Annotated in this window: 24 protein-coding genes; 13 read left to right on the plus strand and 11 right to left on the minus strand. The window is 73.9% G+C overall.

The window, feature by feature from the left end; all coding sequences use genetic code 11:
• Positions 1-11: 11 nt before the first annotated feature.
• Positions 12-524 (minus strand): ATP-binding protein, encoded by a 513-nt coding sequence (locus FHU30_RS36035; protein ID WP_253882027.1) that lies wholly within the window; start codon positions 522-524, stop codon positions 12-14.
• A gap of 209 nt (positions 525-733) precedes the next feature.
• On the opposite strand from FHU30_RS36035, the gene FHU30_RS36040 reads away from it, so the two are divergent.
• The 4 genes from FHU30_RS36040 (at position 734) to FHU30_RS36055 (ending at position 4,871) form a co-directional block, all read left to right on the plus strand.
• The gene (locus FHU30_RS36040; protein WP_253882028.1) at positions 734-1,576 is read left to right on the plus strand and encodes a helix-turn-helix domain-containing protein; all 843 of its coding nucleotides are present in this window, start codon (positions 734-736) and stop codon (positions 1,574-1,576) included.
• Positions 1,573-1,785, plus strand: coding sequence for a DUF397 domain-containing protein (locus tag FHU30_RS36045; protein ID WP_253882029.1), 213 nt, complete (start codon positions 1,573-1,575; stop codon positions 1,783-1,785). The genes FHU30_RS36040 and FHU30_RS36045 overlap by 4 nt, the downstream gene beginning before the upstream one ends.
• Positions 1,786-2,040: 255 nt before the next feature.
• Positions 2,041-3,060, plus strand: coding sequence for an LLM class F420-dependent oxidoreductase (locus FHU30_RS36050; RefSeq protein ID WP_253882030.1), 1,020 nt, complete (start codon positions 2,041-2,043; stop codon positions 3,058-3,060).
• Positions 3,061-3,215: 155 nt separating this feature from the next.
• Positions 3,216-4,871, plus strand: a complete 1,656-nt coding sequence (locus tag FHU30_RS36055) for an acetolactate synthase large subunit (RefSeq protein ID WP_253882031.1) — start codon at positions 3,216-3,218, stop codon at positions 4,869-4,871.
• Between the two features lie 27 nt (positions 4,872-4,898).
• Here FHU30_RS36055 and FHU30_RS36060 read toward each other — a convergent pair whose 3' ends face one another.
• Entirely contained in the window at positions 4,899-5,696 is a 798-nt protein-coding gene (locus FHU30_RS36060) for a methyltransferase domain-containing protein (protein ID WP_253882032.1), read from the minus strand.
• Positions 5,697-5,867: 171 nt separating this feature from the next.
• On the opposite strand from FHU30_RS36060, the gene FHU30_RS36065 reads away from it, so the two are divergent.
• Complete coding sequence (locus FHU30_RS36065) at positions 5,868-7,076, plus strand: alpha/beta hydrolase (protein ID WP_253882033.1); 1,209 nt, start codon at positions 5,868-5,870, stop codon at positions 7,074-7,076.
• 54 nt (positions 7,077-7,130) lie between these two features.
• On the opposite strand, the gene FHU30_RS36070 is transcribed toward FHU30_RS36065, so the two are convergent.
• On the minus strand, positions 7,131-8,081 hold the full coding sequence (locus FHU30_RS36070; RefSeq protein WP_253882034.1) for a helix-turn-helix domain-containing protein: 951 nt from the start codon (positions 8,079-8,081) through the stop codon (positions 7,131-7,133).
• 71 nt (positions 8,082-8,152) lie between these two features.
• Here FHU30_RS36070 and FHU30_RS36075 point away from each other — a divergent pair, with 71 nt between their 5' ends.
• The gene (locus FHU30_RS36075; RefSeq protein ID WP_253882035.1) at positions 8,153-8,917 is read left to right on the plus strand and encodes an MBL fold metallo-hydrolase; all 765 of its coding nucleotides are present in this window, start codon (positions 8,153-8,155) and stop codon (positions 8,915-8,917) included.
• Between the two features lie 27 nt (positions 8,918-8,944).
• Here the strand turns inward: FHU30_RS36075 and FHU30_RS36080 are convergent, their stop codons facing one another.
• The 4 genes from FHU30_RS36080 to FHU30_RS36095 form a co-directional block, all read right to left on the minus strand.
• Positions 8,945-9,139: a hypothetical protein gene (locus FHU30_RS36080; protein WP_253882036.1), complete on the minus strand. Its 195-nt coding sequence runs from the start codon at positions 9,137-9,139 to the stop codon at positions 8,945-8,947.
• A 122-nt stretch (positions 9,140-9,261) separates the two neighbouring features.
• The gene (locus tag FHU30_RS36085) at positions 9,262-11,313 is read right to left on the minus strand and encodes an FtsX-like permease family protein (RefSeq protein ID WP_253882037.1); all 2,052 of its coding nucleotides are present in this window, start codon (positions 11,311-11,313) and stop codon (positions 9,262-9,264) included.
• Complete coding sequence (locus FHU30_RS36090; RefSeq protein ID WP_253882038.1) at positions 11,313-12,005, minus strand: ABC transporter ATP-binding protein; 693 nt, start codon at positions 12,003-12,005, stop codon at positions 11,313-11,315. Before FHU30_RS36090 ends, FHU30_RS36085 begins: the two co-directional genes overlap by 1 nt.
• Positions 12,002-12,211, minus strand: coding sequence for a hypothetical protein (locus tag FHU30_RS36095; RefSeq protein WP_253882039.1), 210 nt, complete (start codon positions 12,209-12,211; stop codon positions 12,002-12,004). Before FHU30_RS36095 ends, FHU30_RS36090 begins: the two co-directional genes overlap by 4 nt.
• Positions 12,212-12,331: 120 nt before the next feature.
• Here FHU30_RS36095 and FHU30_RS36100 point away from each other — a divergent pair, with 120 nt between their 5' ends.
• The 4 genes from FHU30_RS36100 to FHU30_RS36115 all read left to right on the plus strand — a co-directional run bounded on the left by FHU30_RS36100 (position 12,332) and on the right by FHU30_RS36115 (position 15,438).
• The gene (locus tag FHU30_RS36100; protein ID WP_253882040.1) at positions 12,332-13,612 is read left to right on the plus strand and encodes a sensor histidine kinase; all 1,281 of its coding nucleotides are present in this window, start codon (positions 12,332-12,334) and stop codon (positions 13,610-13,612) included.
• Positions 13,613-13,625: 13 nt separating this feature from the next.
• Entirely contained in the window at positions 13,626-14,276 is a 651-nt protein-coding gene (locus tag FHU30_RS36105) for a response regulator (RefSeq protein WP_253882041.1), read from the plus strand.
• The gene (locus FHU30_RS36110; protein ID WP_253882042.1) at positions 14,276-14,629 is read left to right on the plus strand and encodes a hypothetical protein; all 354 of its coding nucleotides are present in this window, start codon (positions 14,276-14,278) and stop codon (positions 14,627-14,629) included. The genes FHU30_RS36105 and FHU30_RS36110 overlap by 1 nt, the downstream gene beginning before the upstream one ends.
• A 128-nt stretch (positions 14,630-14,757) precedes the next feature.
• Positions 14,758-15,438, plus strand: coding sequence for a DUF4328 domain-containing protein (locus FHU30_RS36115; protein WP_253882043.1), 681 nt, complete (start codon positions 14,758-14,760; stop codon positions 15,436-15,438).
• Between the two features lie 15 nt (positions 15,439-15,453).
• Here FHU30_RS36115 and FHU30_RS36120 read toward each other — a convergent pair whose 3' ends face one another.
• From FHU30_RS36120 to FHU30_RS36130, 3 genes are all read right to left on the minus strand, one after another.
• Complete coding sequence (locus FHU30_RS36120) at positions 15,454-18,858, minus strand: DNA polymerase III subunit alpha (protein ID WP_253882044.1); 3,405 nt, start codon at positions 18,856-18,858, stop codon at positions 15,454-15,456.
• Positions 18,859-18,867: 9 nt separating this feature from the next.
• The gene (locus tag FHU30_RS36125; RefSeq protein ID WP_253882045.1) at positions 18,868-19,143 is read right to left on the minus strand and encodes a DUF6504 family protein; all 276 of its coding nucleotides are present in this window, start codon (positions 19,141-19,143) and stop codon (positions 18,868-18,870) included.
• 270 nt (positions 19,144-19,413) lie between these two features.
• Positions 19,414-19,704 (minus strand): hypothetical protein, encoded by a 291-nt coding sequence (locus FHU30_RS36130; RefSeq protein ID WP_253882046.1) that lies wholly within the window; start codon positions 19,702-19,704, stop codon positions 19,414-19,416.
• Between the two features lie 291 nt (positions 19,705-19,995).
• On the opposite strand from FHU30_RS36130, the gene FHU30_RS36135 reads away from it, so the two are divergent.
• Both FHU30_RS36135 and FHU30_RS36140 read left to right on the plus strand, forming a co-directional pair.
• On the plus strand, positions 19,996-20,670 hold the full coding sequence (locus tag FHU30_RS36135) for a TetR family transcriptional regulator (RefSeq protein ID WP_253882047.1): 675 nt from the start codon (positions 19,996-19,998) through the stop codon (positions 20,668-20,670).
• Between the two features lie 188 nt (positions 20,671-20,858).
• Positions 20,859-22,685 (plus strand): serine/threonine-protein kinase, encoded by a 1,827-nt coding sequence (locus FHU30_RS36140; RefSeq protein ID WP_253882048.1) that lies wholly within the window; start codon positions 20,859-20,861, stop codon positions 22,683-22,685.
• On the opposite strand, the gene FHU30_RS36145 is transcribed toward FHU30_RS36140, so the two are convergent.
• Positions 22,675-23,688 (minus strand): alpha/beta hydrolase, encoded by a 1,014-nt coding sequence (locus tag FHU30_RS36145; protein ID WP_253882049.1) that lies wholly within the window; start codon positions 23,686-23,688, stop codon positions 22,675-22,677. The genes FHU30_RS36140 and FHU30_RS36145 overlap by 11 nt on opposite strands.
• A 59-nt stretch (positions 23,689-23,747) precedes the next feature.
• On the opposite strand from FHU30_RS36145, the gene FHU30_RS36150 reads away from it, so the two are divergent.
• Complete coding sequence (locus FHU30_RS36150; RefSeq protein WP_253882050.1) at positions 23,748-25,463, plus strand: serine/threonine-protein kinase; 1,716 nt, start codon at positions 23,748-23,750, stop codon at positions 25,461-25,463.
• Positions 25,464-25,556: the final 93 nt, after the last annotated feature.

Genomic DNA, 25,556 nt, shown 5'->3' on the forward strand with positions numbered 1-25,556 from the left:
CAGCGGCGCGGTCACAGCGGGACGGCGAACCAGACGGCCTTGCCCTGGGACGGCGGGCCGAGCCGGGAGATGGTGCGGATCATGCCCCAGCGGCCCGCGGACAGCTCGCGGACGATCGAGAGCCCGCGGCCGCAGTCGCCGGACGTCCAGGAGTAGCCGGGCAGGTCGCAGGCGAGCCGGTCGAAGACCGCGCAGCGGGCCTCGCGGCCGCGGCCCGGCGCGTCGGCGAGGTAGACCCACAGCTCGTGCGGGCCGTGGTCGCCGGCGTGCTGGTGGGCGTTGGTGGCCAGCTCGCTGACCATGAGCTGCGCGTCGGAGACGCGGGTGGGGTCGGCGCCCAGCGCGGTCAGCGCCTTGCGGAGCGCGGCCCGGGCGTAGCCGGGCCCGGCGGGGCCGCCGGGGAGCGCCCACACGCGGCCCTGGCGTGCGCCCTCGCCGCCGGGCGGCGGCACCAGAGCCAGGCGGCGGTGAGAGCCGGCGAGCGGTTCGTCCACTGCGTCTCCGAGGTCTGGAGAGGTGGTCACGGGGTTCCCTCCCTGGGCGGCGGCGCGGGGGGCGCGTGGTACCGGCCGCTGCCCGCACGGTCAGTCTGTTGTCACGTTACGACACCGAGCGGTCACGATCCTCAGAATCGCGTGAGAATCTCAGCGCCGCAACACCGTTGGCCAGATTGCTCTACCGGGTTGGCCATTTCCGTTGTGGGAGCGGATGCGAGGGGCAAGACTCCCCTGCCATGAGTTACCGGCCCACCGTCCGCGCCCGGAGGCTGGCGCGCGAGCTGCGGACGCTCCGCGAGCGACGCGGCCTCACCTTGCAGCAGGTCGCCGACCAGCTGAGCATGTCGCGCGCGACGGTGTCCCGCCTGGAGACCGCGCAGACCCGGCCGAAGGCCCAGGACATCGAGCGGTTCCTCGACCTGTACGGGGTGCCGAGCCCGGAGCGGGACGCGCTGTCCAACCTGGCGTCGGCGGCGTCCCGGCGCGGCTGGTGGACGGCCTACTCCGACGTGTTCACCGGCAGCTACGTGGCGATGGAGCACGAGGCCTCGCTGATCCGGTCCTGGGACCCGCAGCTCGTGCACGGCCTGCTCCAGACCGAGGACTACGCGCGGGCCGTGATCACGGCGGGCCGGATGCTGCCCGCGCCGGAGGACGTGGAGCGGCGGCTCGACGCGCGCCGCGCCCGGCAGGCGCTGCTCGACCGGCCGGACGCGCCGAGCGTGCACATGGTGGTGGACGAGGCGGTCCTGCGCCGTCCGATCGGCGGGCCGCGGGTGCTGGCGGAGCAGCTCGGACATCTCGCCGAGCTTGCCGCGCACGACCGGATCACCATCCAGATACTGCCGTTCGCCGTGCGTGAGCACGCCGGACTCGACGGCAGGTTCACGATGCTGTCGTTCCCGCACCCCGCCGACCCCGATATCGCCTACGTGGAGGGCACGATGGGCGACGTTTACGTGGAAAGCGTCGCGGAAATAGCCAGTCACGGGGAACGCTTCCAGCGGATCGCCGAGGCGGCCCTCCCTCCGGAGGAGTCCGCGCGCCTCGTCGCCGACTCAGCAAGGAGCAGCACGTGAACCCAGACCCCGTAGACACCCGGACCGAGCTCGACACGGCGCTGTGGACCAAGTCGTCCCACAGCGGCAGCGGCGACCAGTGCGTCGAGGTGGCCGCCCTCCCTGGGGCGCGCCGCGCCGTGCGCGACTCCAAGGACCCGCGCGGCCCCGCGCTGCTGCTGGCCTCCGCCCAGTGGCACGCGATGCTCGACCGCGTGTACGAGCTCTGACCAGGTCCGTCCGCCCGGCATGACCCCACCCGTCCAGAGCCCTGCCCACCCAGACCACGCACCCCCACGGGCCCAGACCCCGCCCGGCACCTGATCCGCCAGCCCACCGCGGGAGCTGACCCCATCCGGGTCGGCGCGGCCGCACGCGCGGCCCGCCGGCCCTACCGAGCGAAATAGAACGTGTTCTAGTATCGCGGTGCCCCCAACGGCCTCCCGGCCCCTACGGCCTCCCGGGCCCCTACGGAAGGTGCCACCGTGACCGCGGACCTGAAGCTCGGTATCAACGTCGGCTACTGGCAACGCGACCCGGACGACCAGACCGAGACGGTCGTCGCGGCGGAACGGCTCGGCTACCACGCGGTGTTCACCGCGGAGGCGTACGGCTCGGACGCGTTCACCCCGCTCGCCTGGTACGCCGCCCGGACGTCCCGGATCAAGCTCGGCACCGCCGTCGCGCAGCTGTCCGCGCGCACGCCCGTCGCGACCGCGATGCACGCCCTCACCCTGGACGCGCTGTCCGGCGGGCGGATGATCCTCGGCGTCGGGGCGTCCGGGCCGCAGGTCGTCGAGGGCTGGTACGGGGTGCCGTTCCCCAAGCCGCTCGCGCGCACCCGCGAGTACCTGGACATCATGCGGCAGGTGTGGCGGCGCGAGGCGCCCGTCACCAGCGCGGGCCCGCACTACCCGCTGCCCTACCCGGGCGGGACGGGCCTGGGCAAGCCGCTGAAGTCGATCGTGCATCCGGCGCGTCCGGAGATCCCGGTCTACCTGGGCGCTGAGGGGCCGAAGAACATCGCGCTCGCCGCCGAGACCACCCAGGGCTGGCTGCCGCTGTTCGTGGACCCGACGCAGATCGACGCGCTGTTCGGGGCGTCGCTGGCGGGCCGCCCGGCGGGCTTCGAGATCGCCGCGACCGTCACCACGATCGTCACCGACGACCTCGCGTCGGCGCTGGAGTTCGCCAAGATCCCGCTCGCCTTCTACATCGGCGGGATGGGGGCCAAGGACCGCAACTTCCACCTCGACCTGATCGGCCGCCTCGGTTACGCCGAACAGGCCGCGCACGTGCAGGAGCTGTTCCTCGCCGGACGCCGCGAGGAGGCGGTCCGGGCCGTCCCGGACGAGCTGGCCGACTCGATCTCGCTGCTCGGCCCGATCGGGCGGATCAAGGAGCGGCTCGAACTGTGGCGGAACAGCCCGGTCACGACGCTGCTCCTCGCGGGCGTCCGGGACGAGCCGACCCTGCGCGCCGTCCGCGACCTCGTCCTCGGCTGACGCCCGGCGCGCGGCGCGAGGCGAGGCGGGCGACGGGCGACGCGGGGAAGCGTGCGACACGCCGCCGGGTGAGGTTGGCCACAGCGGGAAATGCCGCGGGGGTGAAGGATGCTCTAGCCATCACCCAGACTTCACCGCAGGAAGAAGGACAGGCAATGTCCACGCAGGCGGACGCCGCGAAACTGCTGGTCCGCACCCTGGAGGCCGAGGGCGTCGAGTACGTCTTCGGCATCCCGGGCGAGGAGAACATCCATTTCGTCCAGGCCCTGGACGACTCGTCCATCCGCTACGTCCTCGTCCGCCACGAGCAGGGCGCGGCGTTCATGGCGGAGATCTACGGCCGGCTCACCGGCAAGGCCGGGGTCGCCTCCGCGACGCTCGGCCCGGGCGCGATCAACCTGCAGCTCGGCGTCGCCGACGCGCAGACCAACTCCACCCCGGTCGTCGCGATCTCCGCGCAGGTCGGGCTGGACCGGATCTACAAGGAGTCGCACCAGATCGTCGACCTGGTGTCGCTGTTCCGCCCGATCACCAAGTGGTCCGAGCTCGCGCCGACGCCCGAGGCGCTGCCGGAGATGGTCCGCAAGGCGTTCAAGACCGCGCAGACCGAGCGGCCCGGCGCGGTGTACCTGGCGATCCCCGAGGACGTCGAGTCGGCGCCGGTGTCGCCGGACCTGAAGCCGCTGCGGGTGAACGTCGTCCAGCCGCAGGAGCCGTCCGCGTCGCAGATCGCGCGGGCCGCCGACGTGCTGGCGATGGCGAGGCAGCCGATCGTCCTCGCGGGCCACGGCGCGACGCGCGCGCACGCGAGCGAGGCGCTGGTGCACTTCTCGGAGAAGCTGGGGCTGCCCGTCGCGACCACGTTCAACGGCAAGGGCGTCTTCCCGGACGACCACCGCAACGCGCTCGGCGCGGTCGGGTTCATGCGGCACGACTACGTCAACTTCGGCTTCGACGAGGCGGACGTGCTGATCGCGGTCGGCTACGAGCTGCAGGAGTTCGACCCGGTCAAGGTCAACCCGCACGCCGACAAGAAGATCGTGCACATCCACGCGATGCCCGCCGAGGTGGACGACCACTACCCGGTCGAGGTCGGCATCCAGGGCGACATCTCGCGCTCGCTGCGCGCGCTCGGCGACGCGGTGCACCGCCGCTGGGACGTCAACGGGACGGGCCGCCGCATCCGCGAGCTGATGCGCGACGAGCTGGCGCAGGGCCGCGCCGAGGACGGCTTCCCGCTGTCCCCGCGCCGGATCGTCGCCGACGTCCGCGAGGCCATGGGCCGCCACGACATCGTGCTCGCCGACACCGGCGCGGTGAAGATGTGGATGGCGCGGATGTACCCGACCTACGAGCCGAACACGCTGCTGGTGTCCAACGGGCTGTCGTCCATGGGCTTCTCGGTGCCGGGCGCGCTCGCCGCCAAGCTCGCGCACCCGGACCGGAAGGTGCTGGCCGCCACCGGGGACGGCGCGTTCCTGATGAACTCGCAGGAGCTGGAGACCGCCGTCCGCGAGAACATCCCGATCACCGTCCTCATCTGGGAGGACGACGCGTACGGGCTGATCGAGTGGAAGATGGACCTGGAGATGGGACGCAGCTCCAACATCCGGTTCGGCAACCCCGACTTCGTCACCTACGCGGAGAGCTTCGGCGCGCACGGCTACCGGGTGACCTCGGCGGACGAGCTGCTGCCCACGCTGCGCAAGGCGCTCGCCGACGACGGCGTCTCGGTGGTCACCGTCCCGGTCGACTACTCGCACAACCTCCAGCTCACCGACAAGCTCGGCGAGCTGACCGACCCCTTCTAAGGCAGGCCCTTCCAACAGGGGCAGAGGTCAGGCGCGGCAGAGGATCTCGCCGTGCTGGGCGGTGAAGACACCGTCCGGCGCGGCGGCCCACTCCAGCCAGCCCCGGTGGATGCGCTCCAGGTCGTCGCGGGTGGCGTGGCCCTTCGCGACGGCCTGGTCGGCTACGTTCGACCGGACCATGCGGCCGCCCCACGTCCCGCTCCACCACTCGCGTTCCGCCGGGGTCGCGAACGCCCACACCGACGAGCTGAACGCGACGTCGGTGAAGCCCGCCTCGCGCGCCCAGGAGACCAGGCGGCGCCCGGCCTCGGGCTCGCCGCCGTTGCCGCGCGCGATCTTGTAGTAAACGGGCAGCCAGTCGTCCATGCCGGGCGGCTGCGGGTACCAGGTGAAGCTGCCGAAGTCGGCCTCGCGCGAGGCGACGATCCCGCCGGGCTTGCACACGCGGCGCATCTCCGCCAGCGCGCGGACCGGGTCGGCGATGTGCTGGAGCACCTGGTGCGCGTGGACGACGTCGAACGTGTCGTCCGGAAAGTCCAGATCGTGGACGTCCGCGACCGCGAACTCGATGTTGCGTGCGTCACGCTCGGCGGCGTGCGCGCGGGCCTGCGCGAGCACGTCCTCCGCCGCGTCCACCCCGACGACCCGGCCGGGGGCGACCCGCGCGGCGAACTCGGTGGTGATCGTCCCGGGGCCGCAGCCGACGTCCAGGAGCGCGGCCCCGGGACGCAGATGTCCGGCCAGGTAGGCGGCGGAGTTCTCGATGGTGCGCCAGGTGTGCGAGCTGAGCACGGTCGGGTGGTGGCCATGGGTGTAAACGGACATCCGGATCACCTCTTCATGCTGGAGCGGACGCCCCGACCCTAACTCACCCTTCTCACACTATGAGAAACACATCCCACATATTGAGATCCCAAATTCTTAACGTTTGCTGATAAAACTGTCCGAAGGAGATCTTCTTTTACTACCGTGACGTTCGCGACTGAAGGGGCGAACGTGCGCAAGAGGACCGAACGCAAGCTGGCCGTGACCGCGGTGGCCGTCGTCGCCGCCGTGCCGACCGCTCTCGTGCTGATCCCGTGGGACGGCTCCGGCGGGTCCCAGCCCGCCGCCGGCACCGCGCCGATGGCCGAGCAGGCCGCCGCGGGCGACCCCAAGCCCGTCAAGTCGTCGGGCCTGCCGTCCCCCGCGCAGGGCAAGGTCTCCAAGCTGCCCACCGCCAACCCGACGGGCTCCCCCGGCCCGACGCCGACCTGGCTTCCGACCAACCCGCCCGGCGGCGGCAACGGCGGCCTGAAGAACTGGCAGGCGGCCGACGACGGAGCCGTGGTGACCGCCGCGAAGTGGGCGGGCAAGAACCAGGTCGACCTCAGCGTCAAGTCGCCCGCGCTCGCCTCCGTCCGCAAGGTCCGCGTGCTCGTGCCGAACGGCTGGAAGTCCAAGTCGACGCAGGAGTGGCCGGCGCTGTACGCGCTGCACGGCGGCAACGACACCTACGTCTCCTGGACGCGCAGCACCGACATCGCCAAGGTCGCCCGCCAGTGGGGCGTGATCGTGGTGATGCCCGAGGGCTCGAACGGGTCCTACACCGACTGGTACAACGGCGGGCGCGGCGGCAGCCCCCGCTGGGAGACCTTCCACACCGCCGAGGTCCGCCAGCTCGTCGAGCGGAACCTGCACGCGGGCTCGTCCCGGGCGGTCATGGGCATCTCGTCCGGCGCGCAGGGCGCGGTCACCTACGCGGCCCGGCACCCGGGCATGTTCCGGTACGCGGCGTCCTACAGCGGCGTGCTGTCGATGCTGTCGCCCGGCATCCCGGCGCTGCTCATGTACATCAACACCCGTCCCGGCACCAACCCGATGGACATCTGGGGCGACCCGTGGACGGCCCGCTCCAACTGGGCCGCGCACGACCCGGCGTCCCTGGCGCGGCGGCTGCGCGGCACGACGCTGTTCGTGTCCGCCGGCAACGGCAGCAAGGGCCCGCTGGACAAGCCCGGCAAGGCCCCCTGGGACATCGGCTACCTCAGCGAGACCCAGGTCCTGCGCTCGTCCGGCGACTTCGTCTCGTCCGCCCGGAAGTCGGGTGTGCCGGTGCAGACCGACTTCTACGGCGCGGGCTCGCACAGCTGGCCGTACTGGCAGCGCGAGATGCACAAGACCTGGGCCGAAATGATGGCGAGCATCGGTGCCAAGCGCGCCTGACCCCAAGCCATAGCGAACGACCCCGCAGCGGCGCTGCGGGGTCGTTCCTTTAGGTCAGGCGGGGGTGCGGAAGGTGTCGCGGTAGGGCTGGGGCGCCACGCCGACGACGCGCCGGAAGTGCGGGCGCAGCGCGACCCCGTTGGCGAAGCCGACCTGGCGGGCGATCGCGTCGATCGGCTGGTCGCTGCTCTCCAGGAGCCGCTGCGCATGCAGGACGCGTTGGGCCAGCAGCCATTGCAAGGGCGATGTCCCTGTCGCCTCCCGGAAACGGCGGTCGAAGCTGCGACGGCTCATGTGCGCGCGATTGGCGAGGGCATCGACGCCGAGTTCCGGGTCGTGCAGGTTGCGGACGGCGTGCTCCAGGACGGGCGCCAGCGGGTCGTCCATGCCCGCCTCCGGGACGGGCCGCTCGATGTACTGGGCCTGGCCGCCCGAGCGCTGCGGCGGGACGACCATCCGGCGCGCGATGGCCCCGGCCGTCCGCGCCCCCACCTCGCGCCGGACGAGGTGGAGGCACGCGTCGATCCCCGCGGCCGTGCCCGCCGAGGTGACGATCGTCCCCTCGTCCACGAACAACACGGCCGGATCGACGCGGACGTCCGGGTAGCGCTCGGCGAGCGCGGGCGCGAACCGCCAGTGCGTGGTGGCGCGGCGCCCGTCCAGCAGCCCGGCCGCCGCCAGGACGAACGCGCCCCGGCACAGCCCGACGACGGTCGCGCCGCCGGCGTGCGCGGCGCGCAGCGCTTCGAGGGCGGGTTCCGGCGGGTCCTCGTCGCCGAGCCGCCAGCTCGGGACGACCACCATGCCCGCGCCGTCCAGCGCGTCCAGGCCGTGCGGGGCGTGCAGCACCAGGCCCGCCGACGTGCGGAGCGGGCCGGGCTCGGCGGCGACGGCCCGCACCTGGAACGGCGTGCCGCCACCGCCGAAGACGCTGAGCGGCACGCTGGTCTCGAACATCGGCGCGGAGTCGAAGAGCAGCACCGCGACCGTCCGTGGATCACGCATGGCTGGAATCTATCGCACGGTGACTTTCTCGCCACTCCCCCGCCGACCTGGAGAAAGGCATGATCCTCGGCATGACGATCTCCATCACGGCCCTCGGCGGCCCCACCGCGATCATCGAGCTCGGCGGCCTCCGGCTGCTCACCGACCCGGCCTTCGACGCGCCCCGCGACTACCCGATCGGGCCGGACCGCAAGCTGACCAAGACCGCGCCCACCGCGCTCACCCCGGACGAGGTGGAGCCGATCGACGCCGTCCTGCTCTCGCACGACCAGCACCCCGACAACCTGGACGAGGCCGGCCGCGCCTTCCTGGGCCGGGTGCCGCTCGTCCTGACCACGGTCGCGGGCGCGGAGCGGATCGGCGCGACCCCGGTGCCGCTCTGGGAGCACCACGACATCCCCCGCCCGGGCGGCCGGACGCTGCGCGTCACCCGCGTGCCCGCGCTGCACGGCCCCGAGGGCGCCGAGCCGGTCACCGGCGAGGTCGCGGGCTTCGTGCTCACCGCCGACGACTTGCCCACGGTCTACGTCAGCGGCGACAACGCCTCGCTCGACGTCGTCCGCGAGGTCAAGGAGCGCTTCCCCGCGATCGACGTCGCGGTGCTGTTCGCGGGCGCGGCCCGGACGCCGCTGTTCGACGGCGCGCTGCTGACCCTGGACAGCGCGGGCGCCGCCGAGGCCACCCGCATCCTGGGCGCCCGGCACGCCGTCCCGCTGCACTTCGACAGCTGGGCGCACTTCACCGAGGGCGGCGACGTGCTCGCCAAGGCCTTCGCCGAGGCGGGCCTCTCCGACCGCCTCACGCTGCTCGCCCCGGGCGACACGGCCGAGCTGTGAGCCCGGAGACCGGGGCGGGCCGGACGGTCAGGCCACCGCGCGCCGCTCCAGGGGCCGCAGGTCCCGGCGGAGCGCGACGACCTGACCGTCCGCCTCCTCGGGGTAGGTGTTGAGCGGGAGCCGGGTCAGCTCGCTGAGCCACGGCTCCACGATCGTCCGCTCGGCGGGCCCGTTCAGGCTCGCCCGGGAAAGGTGCCGAGAAAACCCGTTCACGTAGTCCATTCCGACCCCTTCCCAAGCCCACCGGACACCCCGTGGACACGCACCGCGAACTCGACGGGTTCAGCGGCGTTCCCCCACGTCACAGCCCAAACTCTATGCAGCGCCTACGACATTTCCGGGCCTCAGTCCGGGCGCGGAGCGGGGTTGGTCGTGACGGCTCTCAAAAGGGGTCGGCTGAGGGCGCTCGCGGCAAGGATCCCGCCGAAGCCGAGCGTCACGAACGCCACCAGGGTCAGGGCTCCGGTGGAGCCGAAGCCCATCGCGAACGGGGTGGCGAAGAACAGGCCGGTCGCCAGCGAACCGCCGCCCATGACCAGGAGCGGGATCAGGGTCTCCTGGCGGCGGGCCTTGTCGAGGACGTCGAGCGGGGTCCCGGCGAGGCGGAGCATCGCGTAGGTCTGGCGGCGGTCCAGGACGGCGGACGCGCCGGTGATGCCCGCGCTGGTGATCGCGATCAGGAACGAGACCGCGAGCACGGTCAGCGCGCCGGTGCGCAGGTCGGCCAGCAGCCGGGCGGACCCGATGTCGGAGTCGGCCTCGGTGGTGGCGTTGTGGCCGGGGATGAGGCCGGTCAGCGCCGTCCGGGCGCGGTCGACGTTCTCCCGGCCCCCGTCCACGACGGCCCGGATGGTCGCCGTCCCGTCCGGCTCGTCGTTCCCGCCGCCGTCCGGCTCGTCGTTGCCCTCGCCGTCCGTGCCGCGCACGCCGTGGGACGGCTTGGCAGCGCGCTCGACCGTGACCTTCGCCGGCAGCGCGCGCAGCCGGTCGCGGGCCTGGGCCGCGGAGGTCGCCGCGGACGCCTCGGGCACGGTGATCTCCAGCCGGTCGGCGGCGGCACCGTGTCCGAGCATCCCGGACGACGGGTTCAGCAGCGCCAGGAAGCCCGCGACAAAGCCGGTCAGCGCGACGCCCGCGACGGTGCGCCAGGCGGCGCGCGGGTCGTCCATCAGGCGGCGGCCGGCGAGGAGGCGGGCGGGGCCGCGCGCGGTCCCGGCGGCGATCCGTCCGATGATCGCGACGATCCAGGGGCCGACGAGGTTGATGCCGAGGAACGCCAGGGCGAGGAAGACCAGCAGCAGGATCAGGCCCGTCCTGCCCATGGACGTCAGGCCCCCGGCCAGGAAGCCGAACGCGATCACGATGGCCAGGAAGGCCAGCGGCCGGACGGCCCGCAGCCCGGGCGGCGTCTCGCGGCGCGCGACGCCGAGCGGGCCGACCACGACGCGGCGGAGCCCGGCGACGGCGCTGATGCCGACCAGGACCGGCACGGCGAGCACCACGGGCAGCACCCAGAGACCGGGCCACACGTCGGACGCGTACCAGGTGCCGCCCGCGATCGGGATCTGCGTGAGGGCGGGCATGGCGACCGCGAACAGGACCGTCCCGAGGACGGCACCGGCGGCGGCGGTCAGCACGGCCTCGGCGACCGTGACCGCGACGACCTGCCCGGGCGTCGCGCCGACCAGCCGGAGCGCGGCGAGCCGCTGGTCGCGGCGGGCGACGGTGAGCCGGGCCGCGGCCCCGCCGAACACCAGCAGCGGGACGACCATCAGCACCGAGGCGATCGCCGCGAGCACCTGGTAGACGAACGCGGTGGCCGACTGCGAGCCGGTCGCGTACCGGTCGATCCGGGTGGGCGAAGCGACGCCGTCCGCGATCATCGTGTCGGACCGTCCGGCCGACAGGGCCGGGTCGGACGCGGCGCGCCCGACGACGGCGACCAGCTCGTCCGGGTGGACGACGGCGGATCGGCCGAGCGTCCCGGTGGGTGTCCGGGACGGGAAGCGCTGGGAGAGCTGGTCGGCGGGCATCGTCCGCATGAGCGAGGCGAGCGCCGGGGACGTCCAGACCTCGCCCGGCTTCGGGAAGCGCTTCATGCCGGGCGGGACGGGCGCGTCGCCGGACAGCGCGGCCAGCTCGACCACGGTGATCTGGCGTCCGCGCGCGTAGTCGGTATTGAGCGCCTCGATCGCGGTCGCGGTGCCGTGCGTCTTGGCAGGATGCCGCCAGGCGTCGGCCGCCGACCGCGCGGCGAACGCGTGGTTGGCGCCGACCGCGAACAGCAGCAGGCCGGTCGAGACGGCGACGGCGGCGAGGGTGAGCAGGGAGCCGAGCATCCCCCGCCGCCCGCCCCCGCGCAGCAGCCGCCAGGACAGCTCGAAGACCGTGCGCATCACGCGGCTCCGGGGAACGGGGTGAGCAGGCGGCCGTCGCGGACCTCCACGGTCCGGTCGCACCAGCCCGCCACGGCCGGGTCGTGCGTGACGACGACCAGGGACGCGCCGTTGTGCTTGGTGGCCTCGACCAGCAGCCGCATCGTGTCGTGCCCGGTGGCCTGGTCGAGCGCGCCGGTCGGCTCGTCCGCGAACACCACGGCCGGACGCGGCGCCAGGGCGCGCGCGATCGCGACGCGCTGCGCCTGCCCGCCGGACAGCTCGCCGGGACGGCGGCCCTCCAGCCCGGCCAGGCCGAGCGGCCCGAACCAGCCGCGGGCCGCCTGCACGGCCTCGCGGCGCGCGGTGCCGCCGAGCATCAGCGGCAGCGCCACGTTCTCGTCCGCGGGCAGCTCGGGAAGCAGCTGCCCGAACTGGAACACGAACCCGAACCGGGACCGGCGCAGCGCGCTGCGGCGGCGCTCGCCGAGGTCGTCGATCCGGTCCCCGAGCAGCCGGACCTCGCCCCGGTCGGGGCGCATGATCCCGGCGAGGCAGTGCAGCAGGGTGGACTTGCCGGACCCGGACGGGCCCATGATCGCGACGGCCTCGGCGCGGCCGACGGCGAGGTCCACCCCGCCGAGCGCGACGGTCGGGCCGAACGCCTTGACCAGGCCCGTCCCGCTCAGGACGGACGGCGGGACGGTGTTCACGCGGCGGCCTTCCGGTCGGAGCGGGCGTGCTGGAGCTCGAAGAACTCAGCGTCCGGGGCGTCCGGGGTGTCCGGGCCGCGCGGGCGGTCGTGCCGGAGCGAGTCGCGCATCTCCTTGGCGGGCATGACCAGCCCGCCGTAGACCACGAACGCGACGAACGCGACGGCGATCGGGACGTAGAGGAGGTAGAAGCCGTTGAAACCCATGCCTCCATGCTTCGCGAACCGCCCGCTCCGGCACATCGGACGCAGGATCGGTAAGGGACACGCGGGGATCGGCCGAATGGTCGATCCCGGCATAGGCCCCAAGCCGTAGCCTCGGTGAGCATGAACGCTTCGGGGGGCGCGACGTCCGCGCCGGGCGGCGGCGCGCCGGACGGCGGCGGGCCGGGCGGCCTCGGGCCGGGCCCGAGGCCGGACGCGCGGCAGGACGCGAAGGACGGGCTGGCGCGCGTCCAGTCCGTCGGCGGCTGCCTGTTCCGGCTGATGGCCTGGGGCTGCGCCGCGCTGTACCTGATGCTCTGCCTGGCCGTCTCGTACTCGAACGGCAGCCCATGGGACCTGGCGACGGTCGTCGTGGCGGCCATCGTCGCCTACGCGTGCCTGGCCCGGCGGCGGCTGGAGCAGTGGGCCGCGGTGAGCGCCGGGTCCTCGCTGCTGCTGACCTGGATGCTGGCGGCGGTCCACACCGGCGTCCGTGACCAGGCGGCGCTGGTCGAGGTGACCGGGCTGCTCGTGCTCGTCGCCCGGATGGTCTGGACGGCCCCGCAGAACCGGCTGGTCGGGATGACGACGCTGGTCGCCGTGCCGGTCGTGGTCGTCCCGCTGCGCGGCTCGGAGATGATGCTGGTCTTCTTCGCCGGGCCGCTGGCGGTGCTGGTCGCGATCGCGATCGGCACCGGCCTGTACCTGCGGGCGCTGGACGAGCGGCGCGTCCGGGCGCTGTCGGACGCGCGCCGGGACGAGCGGCTGGAGCTGGCCCGCGACCTGCACGACTTCGTCGCCCACCACGTGACCGGGATCGTCGTGCAGGCGCAGGCGGCGCGGTTCGCGGCGTCCTCGGGGGCGGCGGCGCAGTCGCCCGAGCAGCTGGACCGGATGTTCGGGCAGATCGAGAAGGCGGGCACCGAGGCGCTGACGTCGATGCGCCGGATGGTCGGCCTGCTCCGGGACGCGCAGGAGCCGGGCCGCGGGCCGGAGCCGGGCGCGACGCGTCCAGTTGGGGACCTGACGCAGATCGCCGACCTGGTGGACGGCTTCGGCGACACCCCGCCCGCCGCGCTCGCGCTCGCCGACGACCTGGGCGAGCTGCCGCCGGAGGTGGTCACCTCGGTGCACCGGGTCGTCCAGGAGGCGCTGACCAACGCGCGCAAGCACGCAGCCGACGCGACAGTGGTGCGGGTGTCGGTGGCGCGGCTCGGGGACGGCTCGGTCGAGGTGGCCGTCCGGGACGACGGGCAGGGCCGCGGGCGGCGGCTGCCGTCCGGGGGGTTCGGGCTCGCCGGGCTGGCCGAGCGGGTGGACGCGATCGGCGGCCGGCTGTACGCGGGTCCGCGTCCGGAGGGCGGCTGGGAGGTCGTGGCGGTGATCCCGGTGGTGGAGAGCTGAGAGAATCGCAGCCGTGACGATCCGCGTACTGATCGCCGACGACCAGGAGATGGTCCGCACCGGCTTCCGGATGATCATCGACTCGCAGCCGGACCTGGAGGTGGTCGGCGAGGCCGCCGACGGCGCGGCGGCGGTCGAGCTGGCCCGGCGGCTGCGCCCGGACGTGTGCCTGTTCGACATCCGGATGCCGCGGATGGACGGCCTGGAGGCGACCCGGCTGCTCGCCGGCCCGGACGTGCCGGACCCGCTCCGCGTCGTGATCGTCACCACCTTCGACATGGACGAGTACGTCTACAAGGCGCTGCGCGGCGGCGCGGCCGGGTTCCTGCTCAAGGACAGCGGCCCGGCGCTGCTGGTCGAGGCCGTCCGGGCGGCGGCGAACGGCGAGGCGCTGGTGTCGCCGTCGGTGACCGTCCGGCTGCTGGCGAACCTGTCCGCGCCCGCGCCGCGGCCGCCGAAGCTGCCCGAGCCGCTCACCGACCGGGAGCTGGACGTGGTCCGGCTGGTCGCGCGCGGCCGCACCAACGAGGAGATCGCCGCCGAGCTGTACGTGTCGCTGTCCACGGTGAAGACGCACCTGGGCAGCGTCCAGCGCAAGCTCGGCACCCGGAACCGCACGGGAATCGCCGCCTGGGCCTGGGAGTCCGGTCTGATGCGCGGCTGATGGCGGCCGGGACGTTCGGCGGCGCCCCCTGGCCGCTGCTCGCGGTGTGGGTCTCCGGCGCCCTCGGCTGGGGGATGGTGCTGGCCCTGCTGCGCCGGGCGGAGGTGGACGGGACGGGCGTGTTCCTGCACGCGATCACGCCGCTGGCGCTGGTGCTCGGCTTCGCCTTCGCCGGGTTCGGCTCGGCGTACGCGACGGTCTTCATGTCCGTCCAGTGGTGGACGCTGATCATCGCGACCGGAGGCCGGGTGGACCGACTTTTTCGCGGTGGTTCGTCCAGTCTGGTCTGCGCCGTACTCTGGATGGCGCTGACCCTGGCGGCGGCCCTCGCCGCCACCCGCGCCGTCCTCTGACGGACCGCTCCGGGCGGTAGATCATCCGCGCCGGGCGGGGCCGTGCCGCGGACCCGCGGGGCGCGACCGGGGTCAAAGGTACGTAGTATCCGAGGCAATGGACTACAAAGTCCTCGGAGGTGTCCCCCATGCCGTGTGCACTGTGCGGCGACATCGTCCCGGCGGACGTCACGCGCTGCCCGGCCTGCGGAGCCTGGGCCAGGCGCAGGGACTTCCGCGCCGTCGGGGTCGCGGTGTTCATGCTGCTGGGCTTCCACGCGTTCCTCGCCCTGGGCGCCGGGATCAGCCTGCTCAGGCTGAACCACCCGCTGCGGAACGCCACCCAGGACGGCTACGACGCGGCCTCCGTCCAGCACTCGCTGCTCCCGTTCTCCGACCTGTTCGTCATCTGCGCGGTGCTCGCCGCCGTCACCGGGGTGATGTTCGTCTCCTGGCTCTGGCGGGCCTACACCCAGTCGCCCGGCCCGCACCGGCACCGCAAGGGCTGGGTGGTGCTCGGCTGGCTCGTCCCCGTCGCGAACCTGTGGGTGCCGCCGCGGCTGCTCTATGACGTCTGGGTGACCACCGGCCGGTACCGGATGTCGCAGCGGCACATCGCCGGGGCGCTGATCGGCGCGTGGTGGCTGTGCGTCCTGCTCGCCCTCCTGCTCTCCCGCTCGTTCGCGCAGAGCGGCGCCGACTCGCTCGCCGACGCCCGCTTCACCGTCCACCTCGGCGTGGCCGCGGCCGCCTTCCAGGCCCTCGCCGCGACCCTCGCCATGACCGTCGTCTACCAGGTCACCCGACTCCAGATCGCCCGCCCCGACTAGGGGTGGTCGGCCCGACTAGGGACTGGTGGGGCCTGAACTGCCTTGGCTGGCGTGCCAGAGGCGGGCGGGCGGCGGGCGCCTGACCGCAGGGCCCGCGTGGCCGACGTCGGCGTACGGGCTGACCGCGAAGCCGGAGCTGTAGGTCATCCGGCGGCCGATCGGGCGTCCCCGGGACGGGCCGGACCCGGCCATCAGCCGCCGAACCGCACTGATGCCGCCCTCGCGCCACGCCTCGTCCAGGACGGCCAGGTCCCAGCACTCGGTGGCGGTCAGCGACGCGGCGCGGAAGCCGGGCTTGTGCACCTTGCCGCGCGCGAGCAGCAGCCACGAGCCGAACACCGTGGCGGCGCAGCGGTCCTGGACGGACTCGAAGAAGGTCAGGTCCACCGGGCCGGTCGCGTCGTCCAGGGTCGCGAAGATCACCCGCTGCCCGGACCGGACGGCCGGCGTCTGCGTCGCCACCTTCACCCCCGCGACCAGAACCTCCTCGCCCTTCTCCCGGTCGGGCAGCTCGCGGGCCGGGACGGCGCCGAGCGCGCGCAGCAGGTCGCCGTAGAAGCTGATCACGTGCCGGCTGACGTCCATGCCGAGGATGTCCAGCTCGGCCTCGACGATCTCCGACGGCGCCATCGGCGGCAGCTCGCCCAGCGGGACGTCCTCCAGCATCCCCGGTTCGGGCGTGGCGAGGTCGTCGCCGAGCGGCAGCTGGCCGGTGACCAGGCCCGCGGACGGCCGGACCGACGAGGCCCGGTCGAGCGCGCCGACGCGGCACAGCAGGTCGCGGCGACCGACCGGGGTGTCCCGGTAGAGCGCGTCGAACCCGCCCGCCAGGACGAGCCGCTCCACGGTCGGCCGGGACGCGTGCGCCCGCCGCCAGAAGTCGCCGAGCGAGGCGTAGGGGCGGCGCTCGACGATCCGCTCGACCTCGACGTCGCTGATCCCGCGGACCTCGGCGAGCGCGACCCGGATGCCGCCGTCCTCGACCTGCCAGAGCGCCGAGGAGCGGTTGACGTCCAGCGGCAGGATCGGGACGCCGAAGTGCCGCGCGTCGTCCAGGATGACCCGCTTGGGGTACATGCCGGGGTCGTGGGTGAGCACCCCGGCGAAGAACGCGGCCGTGTGGTGCCGCTTCAGCCAGGCCGACTGGTAGGTGGGCAGCGCGAACGACGCGGCGTGCGCCTTGCAGAACCCGAACGCGCCGAACGCGGCGAGCGTCCGCCAGACGCGCTCCACGGTCGCGTCGTCGTACCCGCGCGCGGACGCCCGCTCCCGGAACCACGTCCCGACCTTCCGCAGCCCCTCCTCGCTGGACATCCGGCGGCGCATGCCCTCGGCGTCGGAGAGGCCGCACCCGGTCATGACGTCCAGGACGCGCAGCACCTGCTCGTGCCAGACGACGACGCCCTGGCTCTCGCGCAGCACCGGCTCCAGGTCCGGATGCGGGTAGACGGCCCGCCGCCGCTCGTGCCGCGAGTCCAGGTACGGGTTGACCATGTCGGAGCCGACCGGGCCGGGCCGGAACAGCGAGATGTCCACGACCAGGTCGGAGAGGTCGCGCGGCAGCAGCTTGGCGACCAGCTCGCGCTGGCCGGGCGACTCGATCTGGAAGCAGCCGAGCGTCCGCGCGGTGCGGATCATCTCGAACGTCGGCTCGTCGTCGCGCGGCACGGCCTCCAGATCGACCTGCTCGCCGGTCGTCCGCTCGATCTCGGCGACCGCGTGCGCGAGCGTGGACTGCATCCGGACGCCGATGACGTCCAGCTTCAGCAGCCCCATCGCCTCGACGTCCTCCTTGTCGAACTGGCTCATCGGGAACCCGGCCGCGCTCTGCTCCACCGGCGTCCGGTCGCGCAGCGTCGGGTTGGACAGCAGCACCCCGCACGGGTGCATCGCGATGTGCCGGGGCAGCCCGTCCAGCCGCTCGGCGATCTTGAAGATCACGCCGAGCTGGGCGTTGTTCAGGTTCGAGCGGCGCAGCTCCGGCAGGTCGGTCAGCGCCGCGCGGATCTGCCGCGCGCGGATGTGCGGGAACGCCTTCGCGATCGCGTCGATCTCCTGCGGCGGCAGGCCCATCGCGCCCCCGACGTCCCGGATCGCGCTGCGCGCCCGGTAGGTCTCCATCATCGACACGCACGCCGTCGCGTCCGTCCCGAACCGCTGGAACAGCGCCTCGTACGCCTCCAGCCGCCGCGCGGACTCCACGTCCAGGTCGATGTCGGGCAGGCCGGTGCGGCTGTCGGCCAGGAACCGCTCCATCACCAGGTCGTGCCCGAGCGGGTCCAGGTCGCCGATGCCGAGCAGGTAGTTGACCAGGCTGCCCGCGCCCGAGCCGCGGATCGCGCACCGGATGCCGAGGTCGCGGACGAGCGCGGCGGCGTCCGCGACGGTCAGGAAGTACGACGCGAAGCCCTTGCGGCCGATGATGTCCAGCTCGTGGCTGAGCCGGGCCTCGTACTCGGGCCGGTTCTCCACGCCGCGCCTGCGCAGGCCCTGGAGGCAGCGCGCGAGGAGCTGCCCATGCGGCTCGGGGCCGGTGTCGGGCAGGTGCGCCCGGTCCATGCCGAGGTCGCGCGCCGGATCGAGGACGCAGCGGTCGGAGAGGCTCTGGGTGGCCCTGAGCAGGGCCTCCGCCTCGTCCGGGCCGACGGCCAGCTCGGCGGACCGGCGCATCTCGTCCGCCGACTTCAGGTAGGCGTGGCCGGTCTGGTCGTCCAGATGGCGGCGGTGCAGCGGGACGAGCTTGCGCGCCACGTCCAGCACCTGCGCCACCGGGTGGTCGGCGGCCTCCAGGTACCGGACGCCGTTGCCGAGGACGGCCGGGACGCCGACCTCGCGCGCGAGCGCCAGCATCCGCGCGGCACGCGGGCCGTCGCCCTGCCCGTGGTGGTTGACGATCTCGATCACGATCTCGGCGCCGGTGGCGCGCCAGGCTTCGAGCAGCGCGGTCGCGCGGACGCGGTCGCGGGCGGCGACGGCCCGTCCGACGTCCGAGGCCGGACCGAGCAGGACGACCAGCCCGGCGGGCCGCTCGGCGACCATGCCGGGATCGATCCACGGCTTGCCGCGCTCCCCCGCCGCGTGCGCCGCCGTGACCAGCCTGCACAGGGAAGCCCAGCCTGTCTTCCCTTCGGCCAGCACGACCACCCGCCGCCCCGGATCCCGCCGCCCGCTGCCGCCTTGAGCGCCTCCGGGCGGGGCGTGCTCGTGCGGGGCGGGGTCGGCGAGGGCGAGGTCGGCGCCGAGGACGGGGGCGATACCCGCCGCCTGGCATGCCTGGACGTGCCGGACGGCGCCGTACAGGCCGTCCCGGTCGGTGAGGGCGAGGGTGCGCATGCCCAGCTCGGCGGCCCGGGCGGCGAGCGCCCGCGGCGCGGCCGCCCCGTACCGCGCCGAGTAGGCGGACGCGACGTGCAGATGCATGGCGGCCCGTCAGTCCCACAGCCGCGACAGCGTCCAGGCGTCCGCGGCCGTGTCGTAGCGCAGCTCGTACACCCCGGGCTCGCCGGTAGCGGCGGCCTCGACCCGCCAGTACTCCCGCTCGCCCGGGTCGTCGGCGTCCGGCTCCCGCTCGCGCCACCAGTCCCGGGTGGTGACCCAGTGCTCCAGCACCCGCCGCACCGCGTAGCGCCGCCCCCGCCAGGCGAATCCGGCCGGCCGCCCGTCGACCACCTCGACCTCGACCGGATCGCCGAACACGCGTGTCATCCGCCTCCCCCTCACGCTCACCGCACGGGGGAAGGCATGCGGCCACTGTCTCGAACATACGTTCGGACCCGAGTCTAGGGAAGACCCACCGGCCCAGCAAGGCGGGGCCGGTTCAAAAACGCGGAAAGCGGGCGTACGACCAGGTCAGAGGGCGTCCACCAGCGAGGACGCGGCATTCGGGCGGACGCTCGCCGAATGGGCGGGCGGACTGCGCGGGCGAACGCTCGCCGAATGGATGGGCGGACTGCGCGGCCGGTCGGCGCGGGCGGTTCAGGTCAGCAGGCGGGCGAGCTGGTCGGCCACGCCGGAGACGCGGGTGACGTCGGCCATGCCGCCGCCGGACCACAGGTAGGACCAGCCGCTCCCCACCGGCGTCGCGACGACCATGATCTGGCGGCGGGTGGCGGGCCCGACGACGCCGAGGACCGTCTCGTCCGGCCCGGCGAGGCGGCAGCGCAGACCCCGCGCCTCCACCTCGTAGGCCAGGGCGGCCAGGTGGTGCCGGCGCACCTCGGCGATTTCCCGCTCCCCGACTACAGACACCGCGATCAGCCGCCTCACCCTGGAAGGATCTCTGCCGTCCACAGGATGGCCCGCGACAAATGATCACCGCAGCGAAATCCGGCGGACTGGGTCTACCTATTCGTTTCCCTAGGTACGGCGGCGCGCCTCGGAACGGAGGGTAACGCCATGCTTACGTGACCGGATCGCGCGCGGGCGCGTCGCCGCCGAAACGGACGGGACGGCGGCGGCCGTGATAAACCGGCTCATGGAGCATCCGGCCCGTGCTCCCCGACCCGGCCGCCGCGCGGACTCCCGCCGCCCGGCCGCCCCGCCGCCAAGGAGCCTCCGATGCCCTCGTCCGCCCCCGAGTCCCCCGACGCCCCGGCCCGTCCGGGCGAACCGTCCCCGGGCGGCGGGGGGCTGCGGGAGCGCAAGAAGCGGCAGACCCGGATGGCGCTGATCGACGCGGCGCTGGAGCTGTTCGTCGCGCAGGGCTACGACGCGACGACCGTGGACGAGATCGTCGCGGCCGTGCACGTGTCGCAGCGCACGTTCTTCCGGTACTTCGCGACCAAGGAGGACATGCTCACCGGCTTCTTCCAGGACCACGACCGGCGGTTCGCGGCGGCGCTGGCGGCGCGTCCGGCGGACGAGCGGCCGTTCACCGCGCTCCTGGAGACGCTGCGCATGATGCTGCGGGACATCGCCGAGGGCACGCCCGAGGACACCGGGCGGTTCCGGCAGATCCGCAAGGTGCTGGAGGCCGAGCCCGCGCTGAAGGCGGCGCAGATGGCCCGCTACCAGCGCACCGAGGCGGTGCTCGCGCGGATCATCGCCGACCGGCAGGGCGTCGACCCGGACACCGACCCGCGTCCCGAGATCATGGTCGCGTTCTACACCGGCGCGACGCGGGTCGCGTTCGAGCGGTGCGCGCACGCCGACATCTGGGACCCGAAGGAGATCGCGACGCGCGTCGAGGCGGTCGTCGCCCAGGCCGGCGCCACCCTCCGCGACTGGATCTGACCCGCGGCCTTCGCGGGGGCGGTGTCGCTAAGGTGGTGCATCCGGTGCGGATCACACCGGAACGGTCAGGCGCCCCTCGTGCGTCGTACCTTCACGTAGCTCCGCACCTCCACGCAGCTCCGCACCTCCACGACTCTCCGTACGTCCCCGCACCTTCCGCACGGCCACTCCCGACCCCCAGGACCGAGATGACCACCGAAGCGACCGCGAACGTCCCGCCCCTCGGCCCGGAGGACCCCCGCGAACTGGGGTCCTACCGGCTGCTCGGCAGGCTCGGCCGGGGCGGGATGGGCACCGTCCTGCTCGGCGAGGACGCCTCCGGCCGCCGCGTCGCGGTCAAGGTGATCAACCGCGAGCTGGCCGGGGACGAGCCGTTCCGGGAGCGGTTCCGGCGCGAGGTCACCGCGGCCCGGCAGGTCCGCCGGTTCTGCACCGCGCCCGTCCTGGACGCCGAGCTGGAGCGCGACCCGCTGTACGTGGTCACCGAGTACATCGAGGGCCCGAGCCTGGAGCGCGCGGTCGCCGAGCGCGGCCCGCTGCCCGGCTCCGACCTGGAGGGCCTCGCGGTCGGCGTCGCCACCGCGCTCGCCGCCATCCACGGCGCGGGCATCGTGCACCGCGACCTCAAGCCCGCCAACGTGCTGCTGTCCGGAACCGGCCCGCGCGTGATCGACTTCGGCATCGCGCGGGCGCTGGACGCCGCGGACGGCCCGACCCGCACCGGCCAGTTCGTCGGCACCCCCAACTACCTGCCGCCCGAGCTGCTGCGCGGGCAGCCGGTCACGCCCGCGTCCGACGTGTTCTCGTGGGGCTGCGTCGTCGCCTACGCGGGGACGGGCAGCGCGCCGTTCGCGGGCAGCACCGTCCCGGAGATCTTCTACCGCGTCGCGCACGAGCCCCCGGCCCTGGACGGCCTGGACGCCGACCTGCGCGGCATCGTCGCCGCCGCCCTCGACAAGGACCCGCGCAACCGCCCGACCGTCCAGGAGCTGCTGAGCCGCCTGGTCGGGCACGCGCAGGTCGACCCGGCCCGCATCGCCGAGACCGTCCAGGCGTCCTGGACGAGCCCGTCCGGCCCGCTCCCCGGCCCCACCGTCCCGTCCAGCGCGCTTCCGCCCGGCCCAGGATCGGCCGGACCCGGGTCGGCCGGGCCAGGGTCGGCCGGGCCCGGGACGCCTGCGCAGGGGATGCCGCCGGTTTCGGTTCCGCCCGGGCCGCCGCCGACGCTGGCGCAGCCCGCGCCGACCGCGCTGCTCGGGCCGGAGCCGACGCGCCGCGATCCGGTGTCCCCGCCGTCCTCATCCGGCGGCGGGCTGCCGCGCAAGCCGCTGATCATCGGCGCGGCCGCCGTCGCCGTGCTGCTGGCCGCAGGGCTCGGCGCGTGGGCGCTGCTCTCCTCGGACGGCCCGCCGTCCAAGGTCAGCAGCGTCTACAGCGACGACTTCTCCAACGACAAGTCCGGCTGGGAGAGCTTCCCCAGCTGGTACGGCTACGACAAGGGCTTCTACTGGGTCAGCACGGACGGCTCGTCCCTGCGCTGGCGCGCCGCGCCGAAGAACGGCGACATGCCCGAGCGCGCGCTGGTCACCACGATGCTCGGCTTCGACGGCGGCCCGGACGACGGCACCGCGGGCGTCTTCTGCCGCCTGCACAACGACAGCGACGACGCCAAGGACGCCTACTACGCGTTCCTGCTCCGCAAGGACGGCAAGGGCCTGGTCGTCCGGAAGGTCGGCGGGCAGCTCGGTTCCAAGGAGCTCGCCACGGCCGGCTCGGTGCCCGGTTACAAGAAGGGCAAGCGGAACAAGGTCCAGGCCGCGTGCGAGCAGCAGGACAAGGGCAAGAAGGTCCGGCTGCGGATGTGGGTGAACGGGTCCCGGGCCGTGGACGCCACCGACGCCGACCAGCCGCTCGCCAACGGCGCCGCCGGGGTGCTGGTGTCGCCCGGCGGGAACGCGTCGGTGAAGGTCTTCGGCAACTTCGACGACTTCGACATCTCCGAGATCAAGGGCTGACCTCGGCCTGCTGCGGGTCGGCGGCCGGGTCAGCGGACGGCTCGCCGGCGCCCGCCGGGAGGTAGCCGCGGATCCAGCGGTCCAGCTCCTCGAACACCCGGCCGCGGACGGGCTCGGCCGACAGGACCAGGTCGTGCAGCCCGCCCTCGATCCGGACGAGCGTGACGACCGGCCCGAGCCGCGGCGCGTAGCGGGCCATGTGCTCGACGTCCAGCACGGCGTCCGCGCTGGTCAGCTCGGGGACGCCGGGCTTCGGCCGGACGCTGCGCGCCGACGCCATGACCAGCACCGGGACGTCGATCGCCAGGCCGCGGTGCAGCCGCAGCTGCCCGCGCCGGATGGCGTCCAGCCAGGCCGCCCGCACCGGGAAGCCGAGCAGCGGCTTCCAGCCGAGGTCGAAGTCCCACTCGCCCTCGTGGTCGCGGTGCAGGCTGCGCGCGTACAGGTCGGACACCCCGGCGGGCAGCTTCGCGGTCGGGAAGCGCGCGCCGAGCACCCGCGCCAGGCCCGCGCCCGCCTTCCGGACCGGCCACGGCTCGGCGATGTCGAACCACGGGCTGTTCAGGAACAGGCCGTCCACCAGCCCTTGCCCCCGCACCCGGTCGGCCCACAGCGCGGCGATCAGCCCGCCGGTCGAGTGGCCGTTCAGCAGCAGCGTGTCGTGGCCGTCCTCCTCGCGGACGATCCGGACCGCCTCGTCGATCTCCGGGAAGTACTCGCTGAGGCTGCTGACGAAGTTCGGCGTCTGGTGCGGGCGCAGCGACCGTCCGTACTTGCGCAGGTCGAGTGCGTAGAAGTCGAAGCCGCGCGCCACGTAGAAGTCGGCGAGGTGGCGCTGGAAGAAGTAGTCCACGAACCCGTGCACGTAGAGGACGGCCCGCCGGGACGGCCGCTCGCCCCGCCGCCGGACCAAGGTCGCGACGACCTCGCCCTCGGCGTCCTCCCCGAGCGGCAGCTCGATCGCCTCGTAGCCCGGTCCCAGCACGTCTGCGGTCGCGTTCATACGCCCAGCGTAAGGGCAGCGATCAACGCATCCCGGGAGATCCGCTAATGTCCGTGGCCATGCCCTCCCCGCTCCGTCCCGACGATCCCGGGCGCCTCGGCGCGTACCGGCTGACCGCGCGCCTGGGCCAGGGCGGGATGGGCACCGTGCTGCTCGGCGAGGACGCGTCCGGCCGCCGCGTCGCGGTCAAGGTCGTCAACCCCGAGCTCGCCGGGGACGAGGCGTTCCGCGCGCGGTTCCGCCGCGAGGTGACCGCCGCCCGCCGGGTCAGCCGGTTCTGCACCGCGCCCGTCCTGGACGCCGAGCTGGAGCAGGACCCGCTGTACGTGGTCACCGAGTTCGTGGACGGCCCGACGCTGGAGGCGGCCGTCCGGGACGGCGGCCCGCTGCGCGGCGGCGACCTGGAGGGCCTCGCGGTCGGCGTCGCCACCGCGCTCTCGGCCATCCACGCGGCCGGGATCGTGCACCGCGACCTCAAACCGGCCAACGTGCTGCTGTCCCCGACCGGCCCGCGCGTGATCGACTTCGGCATCGCGCGCGCCCTGGAGGCCGCGGACGGCCCGACCGTGACCGGCCAGTTCCTCGGCACGCCCGCCTACATCGCGCCCGAGCTGATGCGCGACGGCCCGCTGACCCCGGCCGCCGACGTCTTCGCCTGGGGCTGCGTCGTCGCGTTCGCCGCCACGGGCCGTCCGCCGTTCGCGGGGCGCAACGTCCACGAGACGCTCTACCGCGTCACCCACGAACCCCCTGTCCTGGACGGCCTGGACGGCCTGGACGACACTGCCCTGCGTCCGCTGGTCGAGGCAGCGCTGGCCAAGAGCCCGGATGACCGTCCGGCCGTCCCCGACCTGCTGACCAGCCTGATCAGCGGACCGCCCGCCGCCGCTTTGGCGGTCGCCGCGGGCGCGCCCGCGCTTCCGCCTCCGGCCCCGTCCCCTGAGCCGTCCGTCCAGCCGAGCAAGACCATCGCCGAACCCGCCCCGCCGTCCGCATCGTCCGATGAGGAAACCGGTGCGTCGGCTGGGGAGGCGGCGGCTTCGGTGGAGAAGCCTGCCGGGGCGCGGTCGCGGGCGCGGCGGTCGGGGATTCGGCGGCGGGTCGTCGTGTCGGCGGTCCTGGCGGTGCTGGTGCTGGGCGGGCTGTCGGCCTGGCGGGTGCTGAGCCAGGCGGGCGATCCCCGGGTTCCGCGGCTCGGCGCGGCGCTCGTCCCGGACGGGACGCTGGCCGACAAGAGCTCCGGCTGGGACGAGGACGAGTGCGGCACCTACGCCGGGCAGCACTTCGAGATCCAGGGCGATCAGGAGGGGCCCGGATACTGCACGGTCCCGAACGAGTCCCCGGTGTCCCACTTCGTCGCGTCGGCGCGGGTGCGGCTGGCGTTCGCGTCCAAGAACGGGCTCTGGCAGGCGGGGCTGATGCTCCTCGGCACCGATGACTGGCAGTACGCCGTCATGCTGCGGTCGGACGGCTCGGCACGGCTGGTCAAGGAGACCAAGGACGGCGCGGTGAAGGTCCTCGACACCGTCCCGGCCAGGAGCTACAACGCGGGCGCCCAGTCCGTCCGCGTCCAGGCCGAGGTGCACGTCACCTCCGCGCGGACGACGATCCGGGCCTGGCTGGACGGCGACTACGCCCTCGAAGCGGACGACGACGACCATCCGCTCACCAAGGGCCAGACCGGCCTGATCGCCGACGCCCTGAAGAACGCCCCGGGCAAGGACGACGTCGTCGAGGCCTGGTTCAGCTCCTTCACCCTGAACCGCGTCCGCTGACGGCTCCGCTCCGGCGAGGGCAGGACGCCCGGGCGGCCCCGGCGGCCCCGGCGGGCCCGGCGGGCCCGGCGGGGGCGGGACGCAGTGCGCCAT

This window comes from Actinomadura rupiterrae (assembly GCF_024172125.1).
Classification (GTDB): Bacteria; Actinomycetota; Actinomycetes; order Streptosporangiales; family Streptosporangiaceae; genus Spirillospora; species Spirillospora rupiterrae.